Source organism: Mycetocola zhujimingii, assembly GCF_003065425.1.
Taxonomy (GTDB): Bacteria; Actinomycetota; Actinomycetes; order Actinomycetales; family Microbacteriaceae; genus Mycetocola_A; species Mycetocola_A zhujimingii.
The window spans coordinates 2,641,309-2,662,060 of record NZ_CP026949.1 but is presented as its reverse complement, the minus strand read 5'-3'; the positions used below and the strand labels follow the sequence as shown (position 1 = coordinate 2,662,060).

Genomic DNA, 20,752 nt, shown 5'->3' with positions numbered 1-20,752 from the left:
AGGCCACAAGGGAGCATCCGTAATGCCAGCAATCGTGATCGTCGGCGCCCAGTGGGGCGACGAAGGCAAGGGTAAAGCTACCGACCTTTTGGGTAGCCGAATCGACTATGTCGTGAAGTTCAACGGCGGTAACAACGCCGGTCACACCGTCGTTGTCGGCAACGAAAAGTACGCTCTGCACCTGTTGCCGTCCGGCATCCTGACCGAGGGCGTCACGCCGGTGATCTCGAACGGTGTCGTCATCGACCTCGAGGTGCTGTTCTCCGAGCTCGAGGCGCTCAGCGCCCGCGGTGTCGATGTGTCGAAGCTCAAGGTGAGCGCAAATGCGCACGTCATTACGCACTACCACCGCACGCTCGACAAGGTGACCGAGCGGTTCCTGGGCAAGCGTCAGATCGGAACGACCGGTCGAGGAATCGGGCCGGCGTACGCAGACAAGATCAACCGTGTCGGCATCCGGATTCAGGATCTCTTCGACGAGAACATCCTGAGGCAAAAGGTCGAGGGTGCACTCGACGTCAAGAACCACATGCTGCTGAAGATCTACAACCGCCGGGCGATCTCGCCGGACGAGATCGTGGATGACCTGCTCTCCTACACTGAGCGGTTGCGGCCGATGGTGGCTGACACCGCGCTCGAGCTGCACCAGGCGCTTGAGCGGGGTGAGACCGTCCTGTTTGAGGGCGGACAGGCGACGATGCTGGATGTCGACCACGGCACCTATCCCTTCGTCACATCCTCGAACGCCACATCGGGTGGAGCGGCGACCGGGTCTGGTGTTGCGCCGAACAAGATCGATCGCGTCATTGCGATCGTCAAGGCGTACACCACGCGTGTCGGAGCCGGGCCTTTCCCGACCGAACTCTTCGATGCGTCGGGGGAGTACCTGAGGTCGAAGGGCTTCGAGTTCGGAACCACGACGGGGCGTCCGCGTCGTGTCGGCTGGTATGACGCGCCGATCGCCCGTTATGCGGCGCGGATCAATGGTGTGACCGATTTTGTGCTGACGAAGCTCGACATCCTCGATGAGCTCGACACGATTCCGGTCTGTGTCGCGTATGACGTGGATGGCGTTCGGCACGAGGAAGTTCCCGTCTCGCAGTCGGACTTCCACCACGCGAAGCCCATCTACGAAGAGTTCCCCGGCTGGAAGCAGGACATCAGCGGATGCCGGACCTTCGAAGAGTTGCCGAAGAACGCGCAGGACTATGTGCTCGCGCTTGAGGCGATGAGCGGTTCGCGGATTTCTGCGATCGGTGTCGGCCCCGGTCGCGATGCGATCGTGGTGCGTCACGACCTGATCGACTAGGTCGATGGGCGAACCTGTGGCGGATGCAACGGTGCATCCGTCTGTTAACGGTGCTGCGGGCACTTCTGCGGATGGGTCCGGTTCTGCTCCCGACACCGCTCTGCCGGATACCTCTGCCACAGAATCCAGGGGTTCTCTGCTGACGCGGCTTCCTGGCAACCTGGTTCGCGTCGTGAGTTGGGCTGTGCTCCTTGTCTGCGGGTTGCTCCTCGTTGCCTTTGTGCTCGTGCCGCGTCTGACCGGCTCGACGCCATACACGGTGCTGACCGGCTCAATGCGTCCGTCGATGCCACCGGGCACAACGGTCGTGGTAAAGCCTGTCGATTTTGGCGACATTGCGGTCGGTGATGTCATCACCTACCAGATTTCCTCCGGCGAGCCGGAGGTTGTGACGCACCGTGTGATCGGCGTCAACGTGAGTGGCGAGGGCGTACGGCTCGAAACTCAGGGCGACGCGAACCCGGCTCCCGATCCGGGACTGGTCCGTGAGGAACAAATTCGCGGCAAGGTCTGGTACTGGCTCCCGATCATCGGATATTTCAGCAACGGCGTCACGAACGACACTCGTACCTGGCTCGCTCAGGGGTTGGGCGTTGCCCTGATCGGTTACGCGCTGGTCACACTCGTGGTCGCGGTGATTCGTCGGAAAAAGAGCGTCACGGACGAAGCGGTTGGGTCGAAGGGCGAGTCGACCGGAGAAGCTGAACACGAGTCCGCGGGAGCGCCAGAGGGCGAGTCGAGCGGTGAGGGTGTTCGCGAGTCGGCGGTTACGTCCGAGGGTGAGCCGACCGGTGAGGGTGATCGCGAATCGGCAGCCACAGGGGCCGTTCTCATGAATCCGGTTGGTGCGAACGAGCCGGTTGACGACGACCTGAATCGGTCCGCCGCAGCCGCAGCCGCAGCCGCAGCCGCAGCCGCAGCCGCAGCCGCAGCCGCATCCGCATCAGCTCCCGCCACCGCTTCTGCCGTCGCAGCTGAGGGGATCACCGGCGCGCCGGTTGTTCCCGCCGGAGATGCACCCACCCGCCGCAGTCTCAGGCGTGCTCGAACCGAAGAGCCTGCCCAAGAGTAGTAAGAGCCCGGGAACGAGTCAGAACGGCGGACTGTCGTTGTCCCGCGGTTCGCCATCTTGCGAAGCATCCCCTTCATTAGTGGCATCCGCTTTCCTTCTTTGGTTTGTTTCCCTCTCGCGTTTTTCTCTCTGGGCGTCGAGGAGTCGGGTGTAGACGTTGTTCAGCCGGGCGTCTTCCTCCTGTGCCTGGGTTGCGGGGGTGTCGCCCGGTTCAGTAACCCCGGCGGGTTTCCGTGCTGCCGCTCTCGGTGGTGCCGGTTTCGCCGGTGGGATCGGGTTTCGAACGGGGTTCTCGGGGTGGGTCGTGTATTGCCGCCCGTGGGGTGAGGTCCATTTCAGGATCCCGTCACCGAGTTGCTCGACCAGCCAGTTGGTTTCGTGTTTCAGCTTGTGGTGTTTGGGGCAAAGGCTGGCGAGGTTGTCGAAGTCGGTGTTTCCGCCGGTGTCGTATGGCTCGGTGTGGTCGATATCACTCGACACCGCTTTGCGGGTGCAGCCGGGAAACCGGCAGTATCCGTCGCGGTAGCGAAGGAACCGTCGCATCGCCTTCGATGGGGTGTATTTGGTGTGGCCGAGGGACAGGGCGACTCCGGTTTCGGGGTGGGTCAGGATCCGGCTGAACTCCGGCGCCTGGGAGGCCAGTTCCCTGGCGGTGTCCGGGTCGATGGGGCCGTATCCGTCGAGGTTGCCCGGTTCGACACTTTTACCGAGGAGGGTGAGGGCCGGGACGGTGACCATCACGGTGGGCACGATCTTCCGGAACGCGGTCGCCGGGTCACGACCAGGCCCCGACCGGCTTGGGCCGGGCCGGTCACCGGTGTTGGTGGCGCTACCGCTGTCACTGTCGGCGGGTGCGGTACCCGAGCCACCGTCACGGCCAGTGAACGTGATGGCTGTCACGCCATCCTCACTGGTGCCGTTGCGGTTGCTGGTGCCGTTGCTGGTGCCGTTGCCGTTGTGTGTTTCGGTGTAGGGGTTGCGGGTGCCGAGTCCGGTGCCAAAGAGGCGGGTTCCGGTGGGATCGGACAGGGTGAACTCGCCGGTGAACGCCTCCATCATCGCCGCGAAGATCACGTCGGCGTCGAGTTGGGACAGGGTCCGTGGTTCGGCCGGTGATTGCAGTTTCATCGACTGCGCCCGGATCGTGTCGAAGATCGTCTCCGCGGCCGGCGCGGTGGTGAACAGGTTCAGCCACGCCATCCCGTCCGCCGCCGGCAGCAGCTCCACCCGACGATCTTGTACGGACTTCACACACCGGGCGACCGCGGACTCCGGACACAACCGTTCCCGCAACATCCTCGTCTTCTGCCGGAACCTCGCCACCGGCATCGTCCGGGCAAACGGCAACGCCTTCTCCTCCAGTTCCGCCGCCGCACCATCGGTGAGGGTGCTGGATTTGGTCGACCAGTTGCTGGGCGTGCCGGTAACTGATCTCTCCCTCCCGCAACGCCGCCAGAGTCGCCGGCAGCCGGTGCATCAACGCTTCGCTGTCATCGATCAGCGCGGTCGCGGTGCGTTCAGACACCCGCAACACACACGCCAACTCCGCCGTGAACGACCGCAACGCCACATCCCGACGCTCCGCCACGCGCTGCGCCACGGTCTGCGCCGCGGAGTGTGGCCGGGCGTCGAGCACCCCTTCCTCCGCGGTCAGCGCGAGCGTCCTGGCCCGGTCGATGAACTCCGCCTTCCACGCCGCCTGACGCGCCTCCAACCGTTCCACCTGGCCGACCGCGTCAACCAACGCCGTACACGTGTCAGCGATCCGCGCAAACAACGTCGGCTCAGCCTCAGGTTCAGGCTCGGAATCGGAATCGGAATCAGAATCGGGCTCAGGTTCGGCATCGGCATCGGCATCGGCATCGGCATCCGCATCGGAATCGGCGTCGCTCTCCGGCATGGACGCGACGTCGGATTGCGGCTGGGGATCGGACCCAGACTCCGGTACGGAATCGGGCTCCTGCTCCGCGTCGGCCTCGGCCTCCGGCTCCTCGCCTGGAGGACCGACTGCTCTGTCGTTGTTTTCCATGTCACAAGTCAACACGACACCACAGACATTGCTTCGACTTGGAAGAGCACCCAGTGCTCCCAATGTCGAAGTTACATTCTACGGCGCGAGACCCCTTGCGCGGGAACGCTGCTTGCTCGGCGCATACCGGGTTCGGTGCCTCTTTCTCGTGCCCCCGCTACTCCGCGGCCCTTCCTCAAGCGATCCGAAAGAAGCAATGATCACGCTCTCACGGCCGCATTTTCCAAATCTTTCGGAAACCTTGCGTGTTGATCGAAGAACTGCCCGAACCTTGCGGATGAGTCAGGGTTTTCTTGATCGAGGACGAGGATTATCGATCTTGTTGGAAGCGAAAGCGGAAAACACCCCACACACTCCGGTAGCCCCTCCGCTGCCTGGCCCGAAGAGAGAAGCACAGCATGAAGAAGTTCAGCATGAAGAAGACCACCGCAGCAGCGGCCGCCGCGGCTGTTGGAGCGGTCCTGCTCCTCGGTGGTGCTGGCACGCTGGCTTACTGGTCTGACAACGCGACCACGGCATCACAGTCCATCACGGCAGGAAACCTGGACCTCGGCACCATCACGACCGACACATGGAACCTCCAGCAGGTCGTCACGAGCGGTACTCCCGCCACGACCAAGAAGACCGCTTCGGTCGCCTTCAACGCGAAGACGATGGCCGTCGTTCCAGGAGACGTGCTGACCCGCGAGATCACTCTTCCCGTAACCCTCACCGGCCAGAACGTTGCAGCCGAGCTGACCGTTACGCCCGCTGCTGTACCCGAGAGCCTGACCTCTGCATTCACCCAGGAAGTCTTCGTGAATGACGCCAAGGTGACAGGACCGGTAGCGGTCACCACCGACGCGAAGGTCAAGATCGTCGTCACATTCAACTGGGCCGCGGCCAACACGACCAAGTTGATCTCGAACTACAACTTCGGAGCCGACTACACCCTGACGCAGGTCGCCAAGGGCACCGTCACCCCGTAGAGCTTCACCCGCAGCGGAGGCGGGATCAGGACTGACTGATCCCACAGGCCCTGTCGTGTACTGACACGGCAGGGCCTGATTTCCGCCCGATCCACCCAGTTCCACCCATAAAGACTTGCAAGACCACCCCCGCCGGCGAAAGGAGCCCACCGTGAAGAAGTCGATCCGCACTCTCGTCGGGGCCTCCGTCGCCGCCACACTCGGTGCAGTCCTCCTCCTGGGCGGCACCGGTACCATGGCTCGGTGGAGCGACACCGCCGTCACGTCGACCGAGCAGATTCAGTCAGGCAACCTTGACCTCGGAACCGTCGGACTCTCCGACTTCTCGGCAACCACGATCACCCAGTGCACGCCGGTCTGTTCGGCTCCGACCGCCTACACCGGCGGTGCGATTGTCCCCGGAGACACCCTCTCCCTCACAGTCAACGTGCCGGTGACGCTCGTCGGCAGCAACATGAAGGCGCAGTTCTCGGTCCAGCCATCGAAGGCCGCGCCCGCGAACCCGACCGCAGCCGACATCGCGCTTCGCGACGCCGTCTCCATCTCGGTCACATCGATCAAGGGCGTGCAGCAGACAACGGCCCCAGCAGTGACGCTGACCCCGTCGACGATGGGAACCGCGAAAACCGTCCCGGTCGTCGTTGAGGTCAAGTTCCCGTGGGGAACCCCCGGCCAGTACAACGGCGCAATGGGCGGACGGGTCTCGCTCGCGGCCGCATACACACTGACGCAGATCGCCGCGGGTTGAGCATGACGGCCACGTCCCGCAAGCGTCGCGCTTTCCCGTTTGCGCCGCTCGCGATGGCCGGTCTCGCAGTTCTTATCCTGGTGGCGCTCCTCAGCGGACAGGCAACCCTCGCCGCGTGGACCGACACGTCTAACCAGGACGTCCAGTCGGTCAGCTCCCAGACCGGCCTCTCGCTCGCGATGTCGTCAAGCTCCGCCGCCTACGAACTCGACCAGACAACGCGCCCCACGTCGACAAAGGCAACCTCCACCGGCGGCCTCGTCCCCGGCATCCGTGGGGTCCGGATCACCTACACGATGACCACCGGTGCAACCGACGGCGTGCAGGGAAAGATCGCGGGCACCATTACAGCTGCCGCCCGAACTGCGTGGCCGGCCATCTACTCGGCGGGCTACCTCACGGCCGTCGTCAGCTCGAGTGGCGGCTGTGTTGTCCAGCCCACGCCGGCGATGGTCGCCAACGCTCTGACCTGGACGTTCGCAACGCCAAGCGGTCAGACGCTCAAACCGGGGGAGTCATGCTCGGTCGTTCTCGACCTTTCAGTCCCAGCGGTGAAGGGTGCTGTCGATGTGTCCCGAGCGCTTAAGACGAGCCGTGGCAGCGACGCCACCCCCAATCCCCTCGCCGACTTTATCGCCGATGCCGTTGTCACGCAGGTTGCGCGGGCGGATGAGAAATAGCATGGCACGCACAACAATCCGTCCCCCGCGCGTTGTCTTCGCCGCTCTCGCAGCGCTGGCCACGCTTCTTATCCTGCTGCCTGGGTCGACCACCGGCGCGTACCTCACTGCGGCCGGCTCTGCTCGCAGTTCGGCAGGAGTGGGCAACTGGTGCTCGGTCCCGAACCCCGCCGTGTCAAAGAATGTGTACCGGCTGTCCGACTTCACCGCCATCAGCGCTCCCGAAAGCGGTGACCCGCGCGGACCCAAAGCAGCGGTACGGATGCTGGTTCTCGCGGTCGTCAACGACGCCAGCTTCGCACCTGTAACCGGCCCGGATAGCGTTCCTGGCGCAGCAGCCGACCAGCTCGGCGTGCGGCTGTGGAGTTGCACGAAGGACATGAGCACTGTGCAGAGCGTCAGGTTCACCGCCTGGCGCGGCAACTACACGGGGACCCCTTCCACGCAGTTCGAGTGGGATGTCGCGCCCGCTACCAATGCATTCGCAGGCGCGCGCCTGAATGCCCGCTCGGAGACGGCGCTCAGCCAGGCGACGACGAGGACGACGAAGGCCGGAACTGAACTCCGTGACCTTCACCGCAAGTACAACAAGCTCGGCGGTCCCGTGTCCAACGTCGATCCAGTGACCATGCGTTACAGCTGGCTGCTCAGCACCGGTCGCGCCAAGGATGCCACGTCGACGGCAGATCCCGTATGTCAGGTGAAGTCGTGCCACATCGACGGTGCCGACGGAGTCAGGAACCTGAACACGGTGTTCTCGGGTGTTGAATCCGCGCCGACCGCCAACGCCGTGACCGGCAACTCCGCGACGTACCTCGCCGAAAAGTATTACGTGGGTTCGGGGGTCTGGCCGTCAACCATTGCCCCACAGCGCACACTCATCACCCCGGCGAACGGAGCGGCGACCAATACTCTGCTCCAGGACACAACCGGATCGAAGATCCAGTACGTCGTGCTCGAATGGTGGGGCGGAACAACCCAACCTCCGGCGGACCTCGAGGTAGAGGTGTTCGTCAATTGACTCGATTTTTCCCGAGCGAACGCGCCCGCGCCCGAGTGGTCGCTGGTCTCGTTGTGGTCGCAATGGCCACATTGTTCGCCCTCTCCGAGGCAGCGCCAGGATACGCCGAGAACGAAGACCGCACGATCCACCTTTCCAGGCTCGATGGTGGCACCGTCGACCCGCTGTTCGATGACTGGGTCATGGTTCCCGGCGACAAGGTCAGCACCACAGTCATTGCCCACAGATCCGGCCAGGACGACTCCACCCTTTTCATTACCCTCGCCGCGTTGAGCGGCGGGATAGTGCTACCCCCCACCGCGGTGGAAGAAGACGTGCTGATCAGCATCCACACGATCGGCGCTGACTTCACCGCAACAGCGAGCGAGCTGATGACGGGTGGTGCCGTGTTCGACCTTGGGCGAAGCGCACCGACAGACGTTCCTATCGAGGTGACCCTCGAGCTGCCCTTCTCTTCGAGCAACAGCACGATGTTGCAAACCCTCGATCTCTCCCTCATCGTCAGAGCCGCAGACATCCTGCAAGCAACGCCGGACGAGTCCGCTGTCACGACCCCGGCCCCCACGGCCGGCGCCGCCGCGGAAACGCAGCCGGCCGTGGGCGGGTCGATCGCCGACGGCTCCACCACTGACGTGCCGTTCCTTTCGACCACCGGCGCATCGCCCCGTAACCTTCTGATCGTCGCGATTGTCGCTAGCACAATTGGCCTCCTCTTTCTGGGGGGTAGGCGAAAAAGTCACAGCCCCTCCGAGTCCCACTAAGGTTTAGGGGGCGTGAGGGGTTCACGCCTCACATCAGGACAGTTTCTGGGTCAGTTGGTGTGTCTGTCTGGGAAAAATAAAAATGTCTGAACGATCTACTCGCACCGCTGTTGTCATTGAGGATGATTCCGACATCCGTGGTCTCCTGGAGACCGTGCTCCGCCAGGCTGGCTTTGACGTAACGTCGACGGCCAGTGGCGTCGAGGGCGTCGAGCTCGTCCGCACGCTGTCGCCAAGCGTTGTCACCCTCGACATCGGCCTCATCGACATCGATGGCCTCGAGGTTGCCAGACGCATCAGGCTGTTCAGCGACTGCTACATCGTCATGATCACCGCTCAGGGCGACGAAGCAGACCTGCTCTTCGGTCTCGAATCCGGTGCGGATGACTACATTCTCAAACCGTTCCGGCCCCGCGAACTCCGCGCTCGCATCGGCGCCATGATGCGTCGTCCACGCAACGCTCCTGCCCGGACAGATGCCGTGGGAGGAGGGCCGGCGACGTCGCCGGTTTCAGAAGCGTCAGCGACACCGCAAGCGCCACAGACGACGGTCGCGGTCCCGCCGTCTACTGCGACGCAGGCAGCAGAGCCGGACTCAGGTGAATTGATCTTCCATCACAACGGGGTCACCCTCAATGCAGACACCAGGACGGTGGAACTGCACGATAGTCCACTCGACCTCACCCGCACAGAGTTCGATCTGCTCAGGTCGCTTCTCAGCAGCAAACGCCGCGTCCGCTCCAAGGCAGACCTGGTTCGAGAACTTCGCGACGAAGAATACGTCGCCAATGACTTCGTCAGTGAATCAGAGGAACGGACCATCGAGGTTCACTTCGCCAACCTGCGTCGCAAACTCTCTGATGACCCCAAGCGTCCACGCTGGGTCGAGACGGTTCGCGGCATCGGATACCGGTTGCCGCCTGCGCAGGACCCTCAAGACGCCATCTGAGCTGACACCGTGTCTCAGCGTGGATCCGCTTGAGCAGAGTCAGGCGACAGCCAGCTCTGTCCCATACCGGAGCGACGACAGGGCACGCAATGTCTGCGATCCCATCACCTCGAGCGCTCCAAGATGGCAGCGTCCAGCGTCGAAGTCACCCTGACGAACGACCGTCTCGAGCTCGGTCGACATGGCCGTGAGGGCCGTCGCGCCGATGATCCGGCTCGACACGTTCAAGCTCAGAACCGCGGTGACAGCCCCGATGCTGTCGCATGCCCCGATAGTCTCGACGATTCGTCGGAAGCGCTCGGGCCACTGTTCGATGAAGGCGGTCACGAATGACACGACCGCGGCCATGTCGCTCTCGAGCGCTGCCAGCAGGTCGTTCAGCGGGCCCTCGTCGATGAGTGGCAGGTGGCTGGCGAGAGAGACGGCGTGTGGCGACTGAGCGCGATGGTCGTTTGGCGGAAAGAGCACCGCACCAACTCTCTGTGTAACCGGGCGACTGCCCGAAGGGCGTTCAGGAGAACCACCCGGGTGTGGCCGTGAATGGCCACTGGTTTGATTCTCACCACCTCGACGCAGGATTGACGGATGCTCACCGTCAAGTTTTCAGCAAGATTGCGGGGCTTCGTCAAGATTGGAACAATACCCCTCGCCCGGGGGTGTCCCGTCTTACCGCGAGGTGACCTGCGAGAACCGCCGCACGCTCAGCGGTACGAAGATGAGAAGAATCACGGCAACCCCGATCAGGACCGCAATTGCAGGGTTCTGCTGCACCCAGCTGTCACCGACAGGAGTGCCGGGTGGAACATTCCCGAACAGCTCCCGCGCCGCCTGTACGAGCGATGTCACCGGGTTCCATTCCGCAAACGCCCTGAGCGGGCCGGGAAGAGTCTCGGCGGGAACAAAAGCGTTCGAGATGAAGGTGAGCGGAAACAAGACGAGGAACGACACATTGTTGATCACCTCGGGACTCCGCACGGTCATGCCGAGATACGCCATCACCCAGGACAGCGCGTAGGCGAAGAGGAGAAGGAGTGCTACGGCGGCAACGGCCTCGAGGAAACTCGAGTGAATCCGCCAGCCGACAATGAAGCCTGTCGCCATCATCACGACCATCGAGATTGTGTTGATCAGCAGGTCCCCGTTCGTCCGTCCGACAAGCACCGCCGACGGACTCATGGGCAGGGTGCGGAACCTGTCGATGATGCCGTCCTTCAAATCCTGGGCCATCGCCGAACCCGAGTAGGTCGACCCGAAGACGACGGTCTGCGCAAAGATTCCGGCCATGATGAAGTCGGCGTATGTGCTGCCGGGGATCTCGATCACTCCCGCATACACATAGGTGAAGAGAAGGACGAACATGATCGGCTGCAGGGTCGTGAAGACGAGGATGTCCGGCACCCGCTTGATCTTGATGAGGTTGCGCCTCGTCGTGATCCAGCCGTCATTGAGCCAGCCGGCGATCGCTCCCGGCTGATGCGGGACGTCGACTCCAGGGGTGCGTGTTTCGGTCATGCCGACGTCTTCTTCCGAGCGCCGGCATCCGCTTCGTCGGGGTCCTCGCCCGGCTCTGTCGTGGCTATGTGACCGGTGAGCCGGAGGAACACATCGTCGAGCGTCGGTCGTCGCATCCCCGCGTCAAAGAGTGCGACGTTCCTGACGTTGAGTTCACCGAGGACGAGCTGCAGGGCTTCCGGCCCACTCTCAACACTGACGGTGACCGTGCGGGAATCGTTCGATATCGCTGGTTCAACCGTGCCGAAGCGACGGAGGACCTCAACGGCGTCCACGACGTCGTCTGCTGTCACCAGGTTGAGTTCTACCCGCTGTCCACCGACGGATGCCTTGAGCTCGTCGGCCGTTCCCTTCGCGATCACCTTGCCCGTGTCGATCACGCTGATGTCGTCGGCAAGCTGATCGGCCTCCTCGAGGTACTGGGTGGTGAGAAGTACCGTCGTACCGCCGTCGACGAGCGACCTGATGATGTCCCACATTCCCAGCCGGCTGCGCGGGTCGAGACCGGTGGTCGGTTCGTCGAGGAACAGCACACTCGGTCTTGTCACGAGCGCACCGGCAAGGTCGATCCGGCGGCGCATTCCTCCGGAGAATCCCTTCACCGGACGGTTCTGTGCCTCGGAAAGCTCGAACAGTTCTATGAGTTCCCGCGCTCGCGCACGGGAGGCCTTCGCGCCGAGGTGATAGAGCCGGCCGACCATATCGAGGTTCTCGAATCCGGTGAGGTTCTCGTCGACCGCGGCGTACTGGCCAGAGACACCGATGATCGGACGGATGGCCTCCGGGCGTGCGACAACATCGATGCCGCCGATCGTCGCTGAACCGCTGTCGGGAACGATGAGCGTCGTGAGCACCTTCACCGCTGTCGTCTTCCCGGCACCATTCGGACCGAGAATCGCGGTGATCGTGCCCTGTGGCACAGAGAGGTCCAGCCCGTCCAGCGCGTGGACCGGCTCGGCTCCCTTGGGGGTGTATGTCTTCCGAAGCTCGCGAGCTTCGATGAAACTCATCGTTCGACGATACCCCGCACGGCTCTCCCGGAAAAGAACCAATTCCAGCTGGTTTTCACACCACGCTGAACCGCTCGGGCAGTTGCTCCCGACCGGTCAGCGCCATCAGCACGAGTTCGCCGTCACCCTTCCTCGCTGCGATCCCGGCGGCGAGAGACGCCGTCTCCTCGATGAGGTCAGGAGCGAAGTGTGCAACCTGGCCCGTTGCCCGCGCGATGTCGATGGAGTGGACGACCAGCTCGAAGACCCGCGTCTTGAGGTACTCATCCAACGGGATGCCCATGCCGCCGAGCGACACCAGCCGACCGGCATCCTGCGCGGAAATGAGGTCGAGCGCGCGCTTCGTGAGTGACTGGATCCGGTCGATCGGGTGATCTCCGAGCGCTATTCCTGCCTGTACACCGCGCTGCGCGATCGCCTCGGGGTTCGTGTAGACGAGGTAGATCTGCCCGTAGTAGTCGCCGGCGGTCTCCATGTCGACCTGCGTTGCCGGGTCGAGCTCGAGATAGTCGCCCACCGTGATGAGTGCCCGAGCCGCATGCCCGACGAGCGATCGGACGCTCCAGACGCCGAGTCCGAGCGTCTCCCACTGGTCGATCTTGATGCCGCGCACCACGTCGACAAACGCATCAGCCGCCCTCGAAAACTTCTCCGCCGTAGCCATGGTTCATGCTCGCACGAACTGCTGCCAGACTGAAAGACATGGCTCAGCTCGACGACCCCACCCCGCTCTTCTGGCTCGGTTCAAATACAGCGGATGCCGGCGGCTCCGGCGACGGAATCAGCGCACTTCGGCAGGAAGAAACGGGCACACTCAAGCCGCTGTCGCACTCGCAGGTCGAGTCCCCGTCGTTCCTCGCGAACCACCCAGCACTGCCCGTGATCTACGCCGCGCTCGAGGCCTCCGGCCAGGTCGAAGCGCTTGCCAGACGCGGTGAGGCCGGACTCGTCCCGCTCGGCCGGCCCCTCGAAGCGGGAGATTCGGTGTGCCACCTTACCGTGACGCCCGACGGCTCGACCCTCATCGCGAGCTGCTACGGCGACGGCCGTGTTCTGCTCTTTCCCCTCGCCGCCAATGGCGCGCTCGCCGGAGAGGGCGTCGTCGCTCCGGCATCCAACGATCCATACGGAGACCCGCTCGCCGCCCGTGCCGCCGAGCTGGAGAACACCGACTTCGGCGATGACCCATTCGCGGAGCTTGCCCTCCGAAAGGCGGTCGATGACGCCGCAGTGGACCGCCCGTCCCGCGCACACGCGTCGCTGGTACTGCCGGATGGCCGCTTCGCAACGACGGACCTCGGCCACGACACAGTGCGGATCTGGCGTCGCTCCGGCACCCGCCCCATCCTGAGCCAGGAGGTCGTCCTGCCGTTCGGCGTCGGACCGCGGCACCTCGTCTCTCACCCGTCAGGACACGTTCACGTCGTCACCGAGTATTCCAACGAGGTCTTCACCCTCGGGCGGGGCGATGACGGCGCCTGGCGGGTCGTGTCGTCCGTGCGGGCAACAGCAGATTCCCTCGAAGACGGCGACAGTGCCTCTGAGATCAGCGTTGCCGCATCACGGGAACAACTGCACGTGTCGATTCGCGGCACCAACCGGGTATCGACCCTCTCCATCGGCGGCGACGGTTCAACCGTGCGCGCGATTTCGGATGTCGAGTCCGGTGGCGTCGGTCCACGGCACCACGTGGAGTCGGGCCGGTTCCTGCATGTCGCCAACCAGCTGTCGAACGAGGTGTCGTCCTTCGTTCTCGATTCGCGTGGCATCCCGTCGAAACTGCTCGGCTCGGTCGAAGCGGGCTCGCCGACCTGCCTGGTGAGGGCATTGTGACCGCACGCATTCCAGCTCCCGCGCCACTCGTCGGGCGGTTCATCCGGCTCGACCCGATGACCGCAGACGACTATCCCGGCCTGTTCTCCGCGATCGCACACCCGGAGGTCTTCGCCGGCGGGTATGGCGGCGGACCACACGGACTGCCGGAAGACTTCGCCGCCTTCCGGAGCTTCGCCGGGTCGTACTTTGCTCTCGGAAGCAACCAGTCGTTCACCATCCGGCTCGTCGGCGGTGAGTCTGACGGCGTCATCGTTGGCACGTCGACCCTCGGCGACTTCAACGAGGCGAGCGAACACACCCAAATCGGCTGGACGGCCTACGACCCGCGGGTCTGGGGAACCGCGGTGAACCCCGAAGCCAAGCTGCTGTTGCTTGGACTCGCGTTCGACAACGGATTCGGCCGGGTCACCATCCAGGCCGATGAGCGCAACGAACGGTCCCGCGCCGCGATCGCCAAAATCGGTGCAACATTCGAGGGTCTCATCCGTCGTGACAAGCGCCGTGCAGACGGCAGCTGGCGGACCACGGCGGTGTTTTCGGTGATCGTGGAGGAGTGGCCGGAGGTGCGCGCCGGTCTCGAATCGAAGCTTGCCGCCTTCGACGGCCCGGTAGTACTGCGCTGACGGGGACCGCTGCGCTGACCCGACATCACGGCGCCGAGCGGGCGCTCCGGTTCTAGAGGTTGTCGAGGAAGGCCAGAATCTCGGGGGAGCGGGTAAAGGCATCCCTCGCGATGAGGAAACCAAGGATCCCGACGATCCAGGCTGTCGTCTCGCCTCCTGCCTTTTCCATCCACCGTGCGATTCGTCTCAGCAGCGGCTCGATGATGCGCCGCGCACCGAGCCGACCGGCGAGCAGGACGAGCGCCGGTGCGATCATCACGAGGCAGTAGACGGCCAGGGTGAGCGCTCGCTCGGCGCCGCCGAGCCCGGCCGACGAAAGAAGCCCGATCGCCGCAAGATAGGGCAGCATGCTCGCGGCCTCGATCACCGCGGCACCGAGCGCGAGCGCGATAAGGCTTGTGATCGCCCCGCGCCCGCCGTCATCATTCATGGCCCGATCCCGCCAGCGCATCAGCCGTCCCTGGACTGGCGTGCCATCCTCGGCGAGCTTCTTCTTCCCGAGAAAGAAGCTCCAGATCACGAGACCGATGCCCGCCACCACCTGAACCCGCGAGACGACGGGATTCTGCAGCCACGCGGCATCCGACAGGACAACACCGAGCCCGGCGCTCAGCAGCAGACCGACCACAAAGTAAAAGCCGGCGACGGTCAGGAGGAAGACGAGGACGCGAGTGGCGCTCAGCCGCCCGGGCACGAGCATCAGCCAGATCGGAATCAGGAGAGTTCCGAAACTTGTCGAGTCCACGAGTGCGAGTACGAGGAGAGAAACGGCGAGGGTGGTCGTCATGAACCCAGCTTCCTGGGCAAAGACCGAACCCTCGTCGCCGCTCCGGGCGATCTTTGCGCGGGGTTGTACATCGTTTGGCCGATCCGTCGCAGTGCAGGCTGTGCTGAAATGGCGGCGTGAGCTGGTTGATCGAATTCTGGCGAGGGAGGGTGCGGGGAACCGAACGCGCCAGGGACGTCAGTGATGCGTGCCTCGTCGCCGCCGTTGGTCTGCTCCTCATTGCGGTTGGCGTCACCGGAGCCTGGACCCCGTTTCCCGGAACGTCTGTAAGCCCGTGGTGGCACGTGGTCTCTCTTACGGCAATCTGCGCGGTCATGCTCGTCAAGCGGAGGCATCCGCTTCTTGCCCTCTTGGCCGGCGGCCTGGTCTTCGTCGCCGATGCTGCGGCGGGCGGGAGCATCGGTGTGCTTCTCGGCTTCATCGACCTGATGTACTCGGCCACACTCTTCACCGCTCCGAAAGTGCCTCGCCGGCTTGCCATCGCCGTGGTGGTCGCGGTCACCGGTGCAGCGACGGCCACAGTGATCGTTGGAGGCGGGGTGCAGGCGGCCGTCGTCAACGCCCTGCAGGCCTTTGCCATTCTGGGAACACCGCTCTGGTGGGGAATTTCGGTGCGGCAACAGAAGGAGATCGCCGAAATGGCCTCGGCGCGCGCGGCCGACCTGCAGAGGCTGACGGAACTTCGCGAGTCTGAAGCGATTCGCGAGGAACGGATGCGAATGGCGCGCGACCTTCACGATGCGCTCGCGGGCAATCTCTCGGCCATCGCGATCAACTCGGAAGCGGCGCTCGCGTCGACCGGTGGCGGGGACGATGCTCTTCAACGGGAAGCACTCGGGGTTGTGCGTTCGGCCAGCGTCGCGTCCCTTCGGGAAATGCGGTCGATGGTGCTTCTCCTGAGAGCGGGGCCGGACTCCGTGACCTCTCCACCGCGGTTGGCCGAGCTCGGGGCTCTCGCCGAGTCTTTTGGGTCGAGGGGGACGAGCGTCTCGGTGAACGGCCTCACCGGCGTGCCGACGCTGCCGGCCGCCGTCGACCAGGCGGCGTACCGGATTGCACAGGAAGCGCTCGGAAACGCGGCCCGTCACGCCCAGGGCACGACAGTGCGCGTCGATATCGGCGCGACGCCGGCGACCCTCACGCTGCGGATAACCAATCCCCGGGCCGACCGGGGCGACTGGGCAGACCGGGCCGAGCGAGCCAGCACAACCAGTACAGCCCGAACGGCCAGCGGGGCTGCCGTGGATGTATCGCCGGCGAGTTCAACGCACAGCGGAGGAATGGGGCTGACCACAATGCGCGAACGCGCCGAAGCGCTCGGCGGCCGATTTGAGGCTGGCTGGACGGACGGGAGTGACGAGTGGACGGTGACGGCAACGCTTCCGCTTCCGGGAGCGATGGCATGAGCATCAGGGTGTTGCTGGCCGACGATCACCCCGCCATCCGTTCCGGTCTCAGGCTGCTCCTTCAGGCGGCCGATGACATCACGGTTGTCGGCGAAGCCGGCAGCGGGTCGACGGCGGTGAGTAACGCGCGGGCGCTGACTCCCGACGTGATCCTCATGGATATCCGGATGCCGGGACTTGACGGAATCGAGGCGACGCGCGCCGTGCGGGCCGAAAATCTGGCGGAGGTCCTCGTTCTCACGAGCTTTGATCTCGATGACTATGTGTTTGGCGCTCTGCGCGCGGGCGCCGCCGGGTTCCTTCTGAAGACCGTGGGGGCCGCCGCCCTCATCGACGCGGTGCGCCGGGTCGCCGCCGGCGAAGGCGTTCTCGCTCCCGAGGTCACCCGACGAATGCTCGAAGCCTTTGCTGCGGTCCCACCAGCGCGCGCCGCGACCGCCCCCGCCTGGCTCGACGAACTTACCGAACGGGAAAAGGACGTGTTGAGGTGCCTCGGCAGGGGCATGTCCAACGCGGACATTGCCGAGGCGCTGACAATCTCAGCGGCGACAGCAAAGACCCATGTCTCCCGAGTCCTCGCAAAACTCAACAGCTCCTCCCGTATGCAGGCCGCGATCCTGGCGCGGGAGGCTGGGGTGGAGTAGCAGCAGCCGGTCCGGCGACGTAGTGCCAACACCGGGCAGGAAGTCGAAGTTCCATGGCGGATTTCCGCCAGTCGACGCGGGTCGGCCAGAGTAGATTGTGTGGGTGTCACGCACCTCTCCCAGCGCCTCAGTTCCGGTAACGCAGGATCCGTCCACCGGCCCTCAAGCGTCCAGCAGAATCACCCTCCAGTTCATCGGCATGGGCCTGGTCTGGGGCGCGAGTTTCCTCTTCATGAAGGTAGCGCTGACCGGGGTCTCCTTCGGCCAGGTCGCGTGGACCAGAATCCTGCTCGGCGCGATCACCCTCGGCATCATCGCGCTGGCCACCCGTGCGAGGCTCCCGCGCAACCCGAAGATCTGGCTGCACTTCACGGTGATCGCCATCACCTACTGCGTCATCCCGTACACGCTCTTTGCGTGGAGCGAGCAATACATCTCCTCGAGCCTCGCGTCGATTCTCAACGCTGTCACCCCGATCATGACGGCGCTCATGGCGACGCTCCTCTTCCGGGTCGAGAAGCTCAGCGCCGGTCAGGTGCTCGGCGTAGCCGTTGGCATCCTCGGTGTGGTCATCATCGTCGCACCGTGGCAGGCCGGTGCCCTGATCGGCAACTGGCAGGGCCAGCTCGCCTGCATCGGCGCCGTCGCCTCCTACGGCTTCAGTTTCGGCTACCTCAAGAAGTTCCTTGCTCCCTATCGCGTACCGTCGATCACCGCGGCATTCATGTACATCGGCATCGCCGGGGTGATCATGCTCCTGCTCACCCCCGTCATCGCGTGGCAGAGCGTCGATCTCGACATCTGGGTCGTACTCAGCCTCGCCGCGCTCGGCGCGTTCGGAACGGGCATCGTCTATATCTGGAACATGAATGTTCTCGCGGCGTGGGGGCCGACGGCCACCTCGAGCGTCACATACATCACCCCTGTTGTCGGAGTGATCCTCGGTGTTCTCCTGCTCTCCGAGACGCTCGGCTTCAACGAACCCCTCGGCGCGGTCATCGTCTTCGTCGGCATCCTGCTGACCCAGAAGCGAATCCGGCTGTCCCGCCGGCCCGCCTGACCCAAGGTCACCCTCGAGGATGACCGTGGGTCAACCTCGGGCACGATGTGCGGATGCCAGCTGGCGGCGAGTCTGGAACCATGACTTTTTCGACGCCACAGCACCCGACTAACCAATACCCGTCCGGCCAGTACGCAACACCCCCGACCACCTCGTTCTCCGCACCCGCCATCCTGTCCGGTTCAGCGCTCGTGAAGACCTACGGTCCGAGCACCGCGCTCGCCGGAGTGGACATCCAGATCAGGGCCGGGGAATCCGTGGCCATCATGGGCGCGTCAGGATCAGGCAAGACCACCCTCCTGCACACCCTCGCGGGAATCACCTCCCCGGACTCGGGCCGCGTCGAATTCCAGTCGCCGGGTGGAGCCGTCGACGTCACAGCGATGAATGAGCGTGAGCGCTCGAAGCTGCGTCGCGAGGCTTTCGGTTTCGTCTTCCAGCAGGGGCTCCTGATCCCGGAGCTCACCGCCATCGAGAACACGGCCCTCCCGCTCATGCTCGCCGGGTACCCGCGGCGTGAAGCAGAGGGGCGAGCGCAGCACTGGCTCGCCGCCCTCGGCCTCGCCGGCATGGAGACCCGCAGGATCGGCGAACTCTCCGGCGGGCAGGCGCAGCGCGTCGCCATCGCCCGTGCACAGGTGACCGGTGCGACGGTCGTGTTCGCCGACGAACCCACAGGGGCACTTGATTCGGCAACGAGCGATGACGTGATGAGCGCCCTGCTCGGATCAACGGTTGGACAGGGCCACGCACTCGTCGTCGTCACGCACGATCAGACTGTTGCCGCACGCTGCTCGCGGATCGTCAGGGTTCGCGACGGTCGGGTGCTCCCGGATGAGAGCGGGGTCGTCGCCGGTGCCCCCGGTGCTGGTGCGGCTGGCTCGACGACAGGAACGACCGGGGTGTCGGCATGACCGCAACCACCGCGTTCTCGCCGCCAACGGCATCCGCCTCTCGTTCTTCGGGACGTGCACCGATCGCCCGCCTGACCTGGCTGCTCGCACGACCGAGCGCACAGAGCGCTGCCGTGCTCGTGTTGCCCGGCATTGCTTTCGCGGTCACAACAGCCCTCATGCTGATTGTGCTCGGCGGGGGACTCATGTTCTCGCGCTGGACTCTCGCGGACAACGCTGACGCAGCGGTGTACCAGATGCTCAGTGTGCTCGCGCTTGTCCTGCTCCTCGTGCCGCTTGCCTCCCTCGGTGGCGCCGCGGCGCGGTTGTCTGCTCGACGACGGGATGACCGCCTTGCCACGCTCCGACTGCTCGGCGCGACGCCGGGTGTGGTGACGCAGATGACCGTCCTCGAGTCAACGGCGATTGCCGTGCTCGGTTCCGTTGCCGGAATCGTCCTCTACCTGGTCGCGATGCCGTTTGTGGGTCTCATCCCGTTCGGTGGCGCTGCCATCGGTGCTGGGGAGCTCTGGGTCGGCCCAGGAGTTCTCGCACTCGTCGTCGTCGCCGTTGCCGCGCTCGCCGCGATCAGCGCGGCCATCGGACTCCGCCAGGTGACGATCTCGCCGCTCGGCGTTCGCACCCGCCAGTCCGCTCCGAAGATGCACTGGATGCGCCTCGTGATCGGAGTCGTTGCGATCCTCGTCGCCTATCTCCTCCTGAGTTCGATGGCCGGGATCGCGGACATGGCGCTCACCATCCTCGTTCTCGGTACCGGCATCGGGATCGGCATCGGAGTGCTGAACCTCATCGGCCCATGGGCGCTGGGCATCGCCGCGAAGCTGTCGCTGCGCCGCGCGAAGACGGCAGCGCAACTGATCGCCTCCCGCGGCATCCTGGAATCTCCCAAGGCCGCGTGGAGGCAGGTGTCTGGCGTCGCCATGACGAGCTTCATCGCTGTCGTTGCCGGCACCGGGGTCGCCTTCGTCAATACGCTCACCGGGGACTACGACGACGCCACGATGCTGCTGCTCGCCGACGTGCGCACCGGCATCATCATCACCGTCGTCATGAGCTTCCTCATGGTGGCCTGTTCGGTCGGCGTGAACCAGGCAGCGACGGTCCTCGACCGCCGCGACCTCTACGTCAGCCTCGACCGGCTCGGGATGCCGCGCGAGGTAATCGAGAGTTCCCGTTCTCGCACCGTCATGGGTCCGCTGCGGTTCGTCGCCTTCGGATCTGCGCTCATCGGCGCTGTGCTCGTTCTGCCGCTCGTCGGGATCACCATCGTGATCGCGCCGGCGTCTCTCCTTGTGATCGCCGGCTGCCTCATCGGTGGCGTTCTGCTGGTCTGGCTTTCGCTCAAGGCCACAAGCCCGGTGCTCACGAGGGTGCTCAGCCAGCCCGAGCGGCTCTAAGACCGGTGTTGCTCCGCGCTGTTCGG

At 64.6% G+C, this 20,752-nt stretch carries 21 protein-coding genes and 1 pseudogene; 15 read left to right on the top strand and 7 right to left on the bottom strand.

The features are described from left to right. Window positions 1-22 precede the first annotated feature (22 nt). Both C3E77_RS12705 and C3E77_RS15540 read left to right on the top strand, forming a co-directional pair. Window positions 23-1,309, top strand: coding sequence for an adenylosuccinate synthase (locus tag C3E77_RS12705; RefSeq protein ID WP_108392016.1), 1,287 nt, complete (start codon window positions 23-25; stop codon window positions 1,307-1,309). A gap of 4 nt (window positions 1,310-1,313) precedes the next feature. Continuing rightward, on the top strand, window positions 1,314-2,381 hold the full coding sequence (locus C3E77_RS15540) for a signal peptidase I (RefSeq protein WP_198412147.1): 1,068 nt from the start codon (window positions 1,314-1,316) through the stop codon (window positions 2,379-2,381). Between the two features lie 18 nt (window positions 2,382-2,399). On the opposite strand, the gene C3E77_RS12695 is transcribed toward C3E77_RS15540, so the two are convergent. After that, entirely contained in the window at window positions 2,400-3,608 is a 1,209-nt protein-coding gene (locus C3E77_RS12695; RefSeq protein ID WP_234031210.1) for an HNH endonuclease signature motif containing protein, read from the bottom strand. 181 nt (window positions 3,609-3,789) lie between these two features. After that, window positions 3,790-4,281, bottom strand: a pseudogene (locus C3E77_RS15810) (DUF222 domain-containing protein); the annotation flags it as partial. Window positions 4,282-4,808: 527 nt separating this feature from the next. Here C3E77_RS15810 and C3E77_RS12685 point away from each other — a divergent pair. From C3E77_RS12685 to C3E77_RS12660, 6 genes are all read left to right on the top strand, one after another. Beyond that, window positions 4,809-5,378: an alternate-type signal peptide domain-containing protein gene (locus C3E77_RS12685; RefSeq protein ID WP_108392012.1), complete on the top strand. Its 570-nt coding sequence runs from the start codon at window positions 4,809-4,811 to the stop codon at window positions 5,376-5,378. 151 nt (window positions 5,379-5,529) lie between these two features. After that, window positions 5,530-6,126: an alternate-type signal peptide domain-containing protein gene (locus C3E77_RS12680; protein ID WP_158270311.1), complete on the top strand. Its 597-nt coding sequence runs from the start codon at window positions 5,530-5,532 to the stop codon at window positions 6,124-6,126. A gap of 2 nt (window positions 6,127-6,128) precedes the next feature. Further along, window positions 6,129-6,806: a SipW-dependent-type signal peptide-containing protein gene (locus C3E77_RS12675; protein ID WP_108392008.1), complete on the top strand. Its 678-nt coding sequence runs from the start codon at window positions 6,129-6,131 to the stop codon at window positions 6,804-6,806. 1 nt (window position 6,807) lies between these two features. Further along, entirely contained in the window at window positions 6,808-7,827 is a 1,020-nt protein-coding gene (locus C3E77_RS12670) for a hypothetical protein (protein ID WP_108392006.1), read from the top strand. Continuing rightward, complete coding sequence (locus C3E77_RS12665; protein ID WP_162925007.1) at window positions 7,824-8,588, top strand: hypothetical protein; 765 nt, start codon at window positions 7,824-7,826, stop codon at window positions 8,586-8,588. Before C3E77_RS12670 ends, C3E77_RS12665 begins: the two co-directional genes overlap by 4 nt. Window positions 8,589-8,670: 82 nt before the next feature. Then, entirely contained in the window at window positions 8,671-9,537 is an 867-nt protein-coding gene (locus tag C3E77_RS12660; protein WP_108392002.1) for a response regulator transcription factor, read from the top strand. A 39-nt stretch (window positions 9,538-9,576) separates the two neighbouring features. Here C3E77_RS12660 and C3E77_RS12655 read toward each other — a convergent pair whose 3' ends face one another. The 4 genes from C3E77_RS12655 to C3E77_RS12640 all read right to left on the bottom strand — a co-directional run bounded on the left by C3E77_RS12655 (window position 9,577) and on the right by C3E77_RS12640 (window position 12,723). After that, on the bottom strand, window positions 9,577-10,005 hold the full coding sequence (locus tag C3E77_RS12655) for a hypothetical protein (RefSeq protein WP_108392000.1): 429 nt from the start codon (window positions 10,003-10,005) through the stop codon (window positions 9,577-9,579). 198 nt (window positions 10,006-10,203) lie between these two features. Next, window positions 10,204-11,049 carry an ABC transporter permease gene (locus C3E77_RS12650; RefSeq protein WP_108391998.1) on the bottom strand — a complete coding sequence of 282 codons (846 nt, stop codon included), beginning with the start codon at window positions 11,047-11,049 and terminating at the stop codon, window positions 10,204-10,206. Further along, window positions 11,046-12,059: an efflux ABC transporter ATPase subunit, DrrA-related gene (locus C3E77_RS12645; protein WP_108391996.1), complete on the bottom strand. Its 1,014-nt coding sequence runs from the start codon at window positions 12,057-12,059 to the stop codon at window positions 11,046-11,048. Before C3E77_RS12645 ends, C3E77_RS12650 begins: the two co-directional genes overlap by 4 nt. 55 nt (window positions 12,060-12,114) lie before the next feature. Then, window positions 12,115-12,723: a maleylpyruvate isomerase N-terminal domain-containing protein gene (locus tag C3E77_RS12640; protein ID WP_108391994.1), complete on the bottom strand. Its 609-nt coding sequence runs from the start codon at window positions 12,721-12,723 to the stop codon at window positions 12,115-12,117. A 38-nt stretch (window positions 12,724-12,761) separates the two neighbouring features. On the opposite strand from C3E77_RS12640, the gene C3E77_RS12635 reads away from it, so the two are divergent. Then, on the top strand, window positions 12,762-13,892 hold the full coding sequence (locus C3E77_RS12635; protein WP_162925006.1) for a lactonase family protein: 1,131 nt from the start codon (window positions 12,762-12,764) through the stop codon (window positions 13,890-13,892). Next, a complete protein-coding gene (locus tag C3E77_RS12630; protein WP_108391990.1) occupies window positions 13,889-14,518 on the top strand; it encodes a GNAT family N-acetyltransferase in 630 nt (209 codons plus the stop codon). The genes C3E77_RS12635 and C3E77_RS12630 overlap by 4 nt, the downstream gene beginning before the upstream one ends. Before the next feature lie 52 nt (window positions 14,519-14,570). Here the strand turns inward: C3E77_RS12630 and C3E77_RS12625 are convergent, their stop codons facing one another. Then, window positions 14,571-15,305 carry a GAP family protein gene (locus tag C3E77_RS12625; RefSeq protein ID WP_108391988.1) on the bottom strand — a complete coding sequence of 245 codons (735 nt, stop codon included), beginning with the start codon at window positions 15,303-15,305 and terminating at the stop codon, window positions 14,571-14,573. Window positions 15,306-15,421: 116 nt separating this feature from the next. On the opposite strand from C3E77_RS12625, the gene C3E77_RS12620 reads away from it, so the two are divergent. The 5 genes from C3E77_RS12620 (at window position 15,422) to C3E77_RS12600 (ending at window position 20,726) form a co-directional block, all read left to right on the top strand. Then, window positions 15,422-16,711, top strand: a complete 1,290-nt coding sequence (locus C3E77_RS12620; RefSeq protein ID WP_162925005.1) for a sensor histidine kinase — start codon at window positions 15,422-15,424, stop codon at window positions 16,709-16,711. Beyond that, window positions 16,708-17,355: a response regulator gene (locus tag C3E77_RS12615; RefSeq protein ID WP_108391984.1), complete on the top strand. Its 648-nt coding sequence runs from the start codon at window positions 16,708-16,710 to the stop codon at window positions 17,353-17,355. The genes C3E77_RS12620 and C3E77_RS12615 overlap by 4 nt, the downstream gene beginning before the upstream one ends. Before the next feature lie 103 nt (window positions 17,356-17,458). Then, a complete protein-coding gene (locus C3E77_RS12610; protein ID WP_232529023.1) occupies window positions 17,459-18,415 on the top strand; it encodes a DMT family transporter in 957 nt (318 codons plus the stop codon). 80 nt (window positions 18,416-18,495) lie between these two features. Next, window positions 18,496-19,329: an ABC transporter ATP-binding protein gene (locus tag C3E77_RS12605; protein WP_108391980.1), complete on the top strand. Its 834-nt coding sequence runs from the start codon at window positions 18,496-18,498 to the stop codon at window positions 19,327-19,329. Beyond that, a complete protein-coding gene (locus tag C3E77_RS12600; RefSeq protein ID WP_108391978.1) occupies window positions 19,326-20,726 on the top strand; it encodes an FtsX-like permease family protein in 1,401 nt (466 codons plus the stop codon). The genes C3E77_RS12605 and C3E77_RS12600 overlap by 4 nt, the downstream gene beginning before the upstream one ends. The last annotated feature ends 26 nt before the right edge of the window (window positions 20,727-20,752 follow it).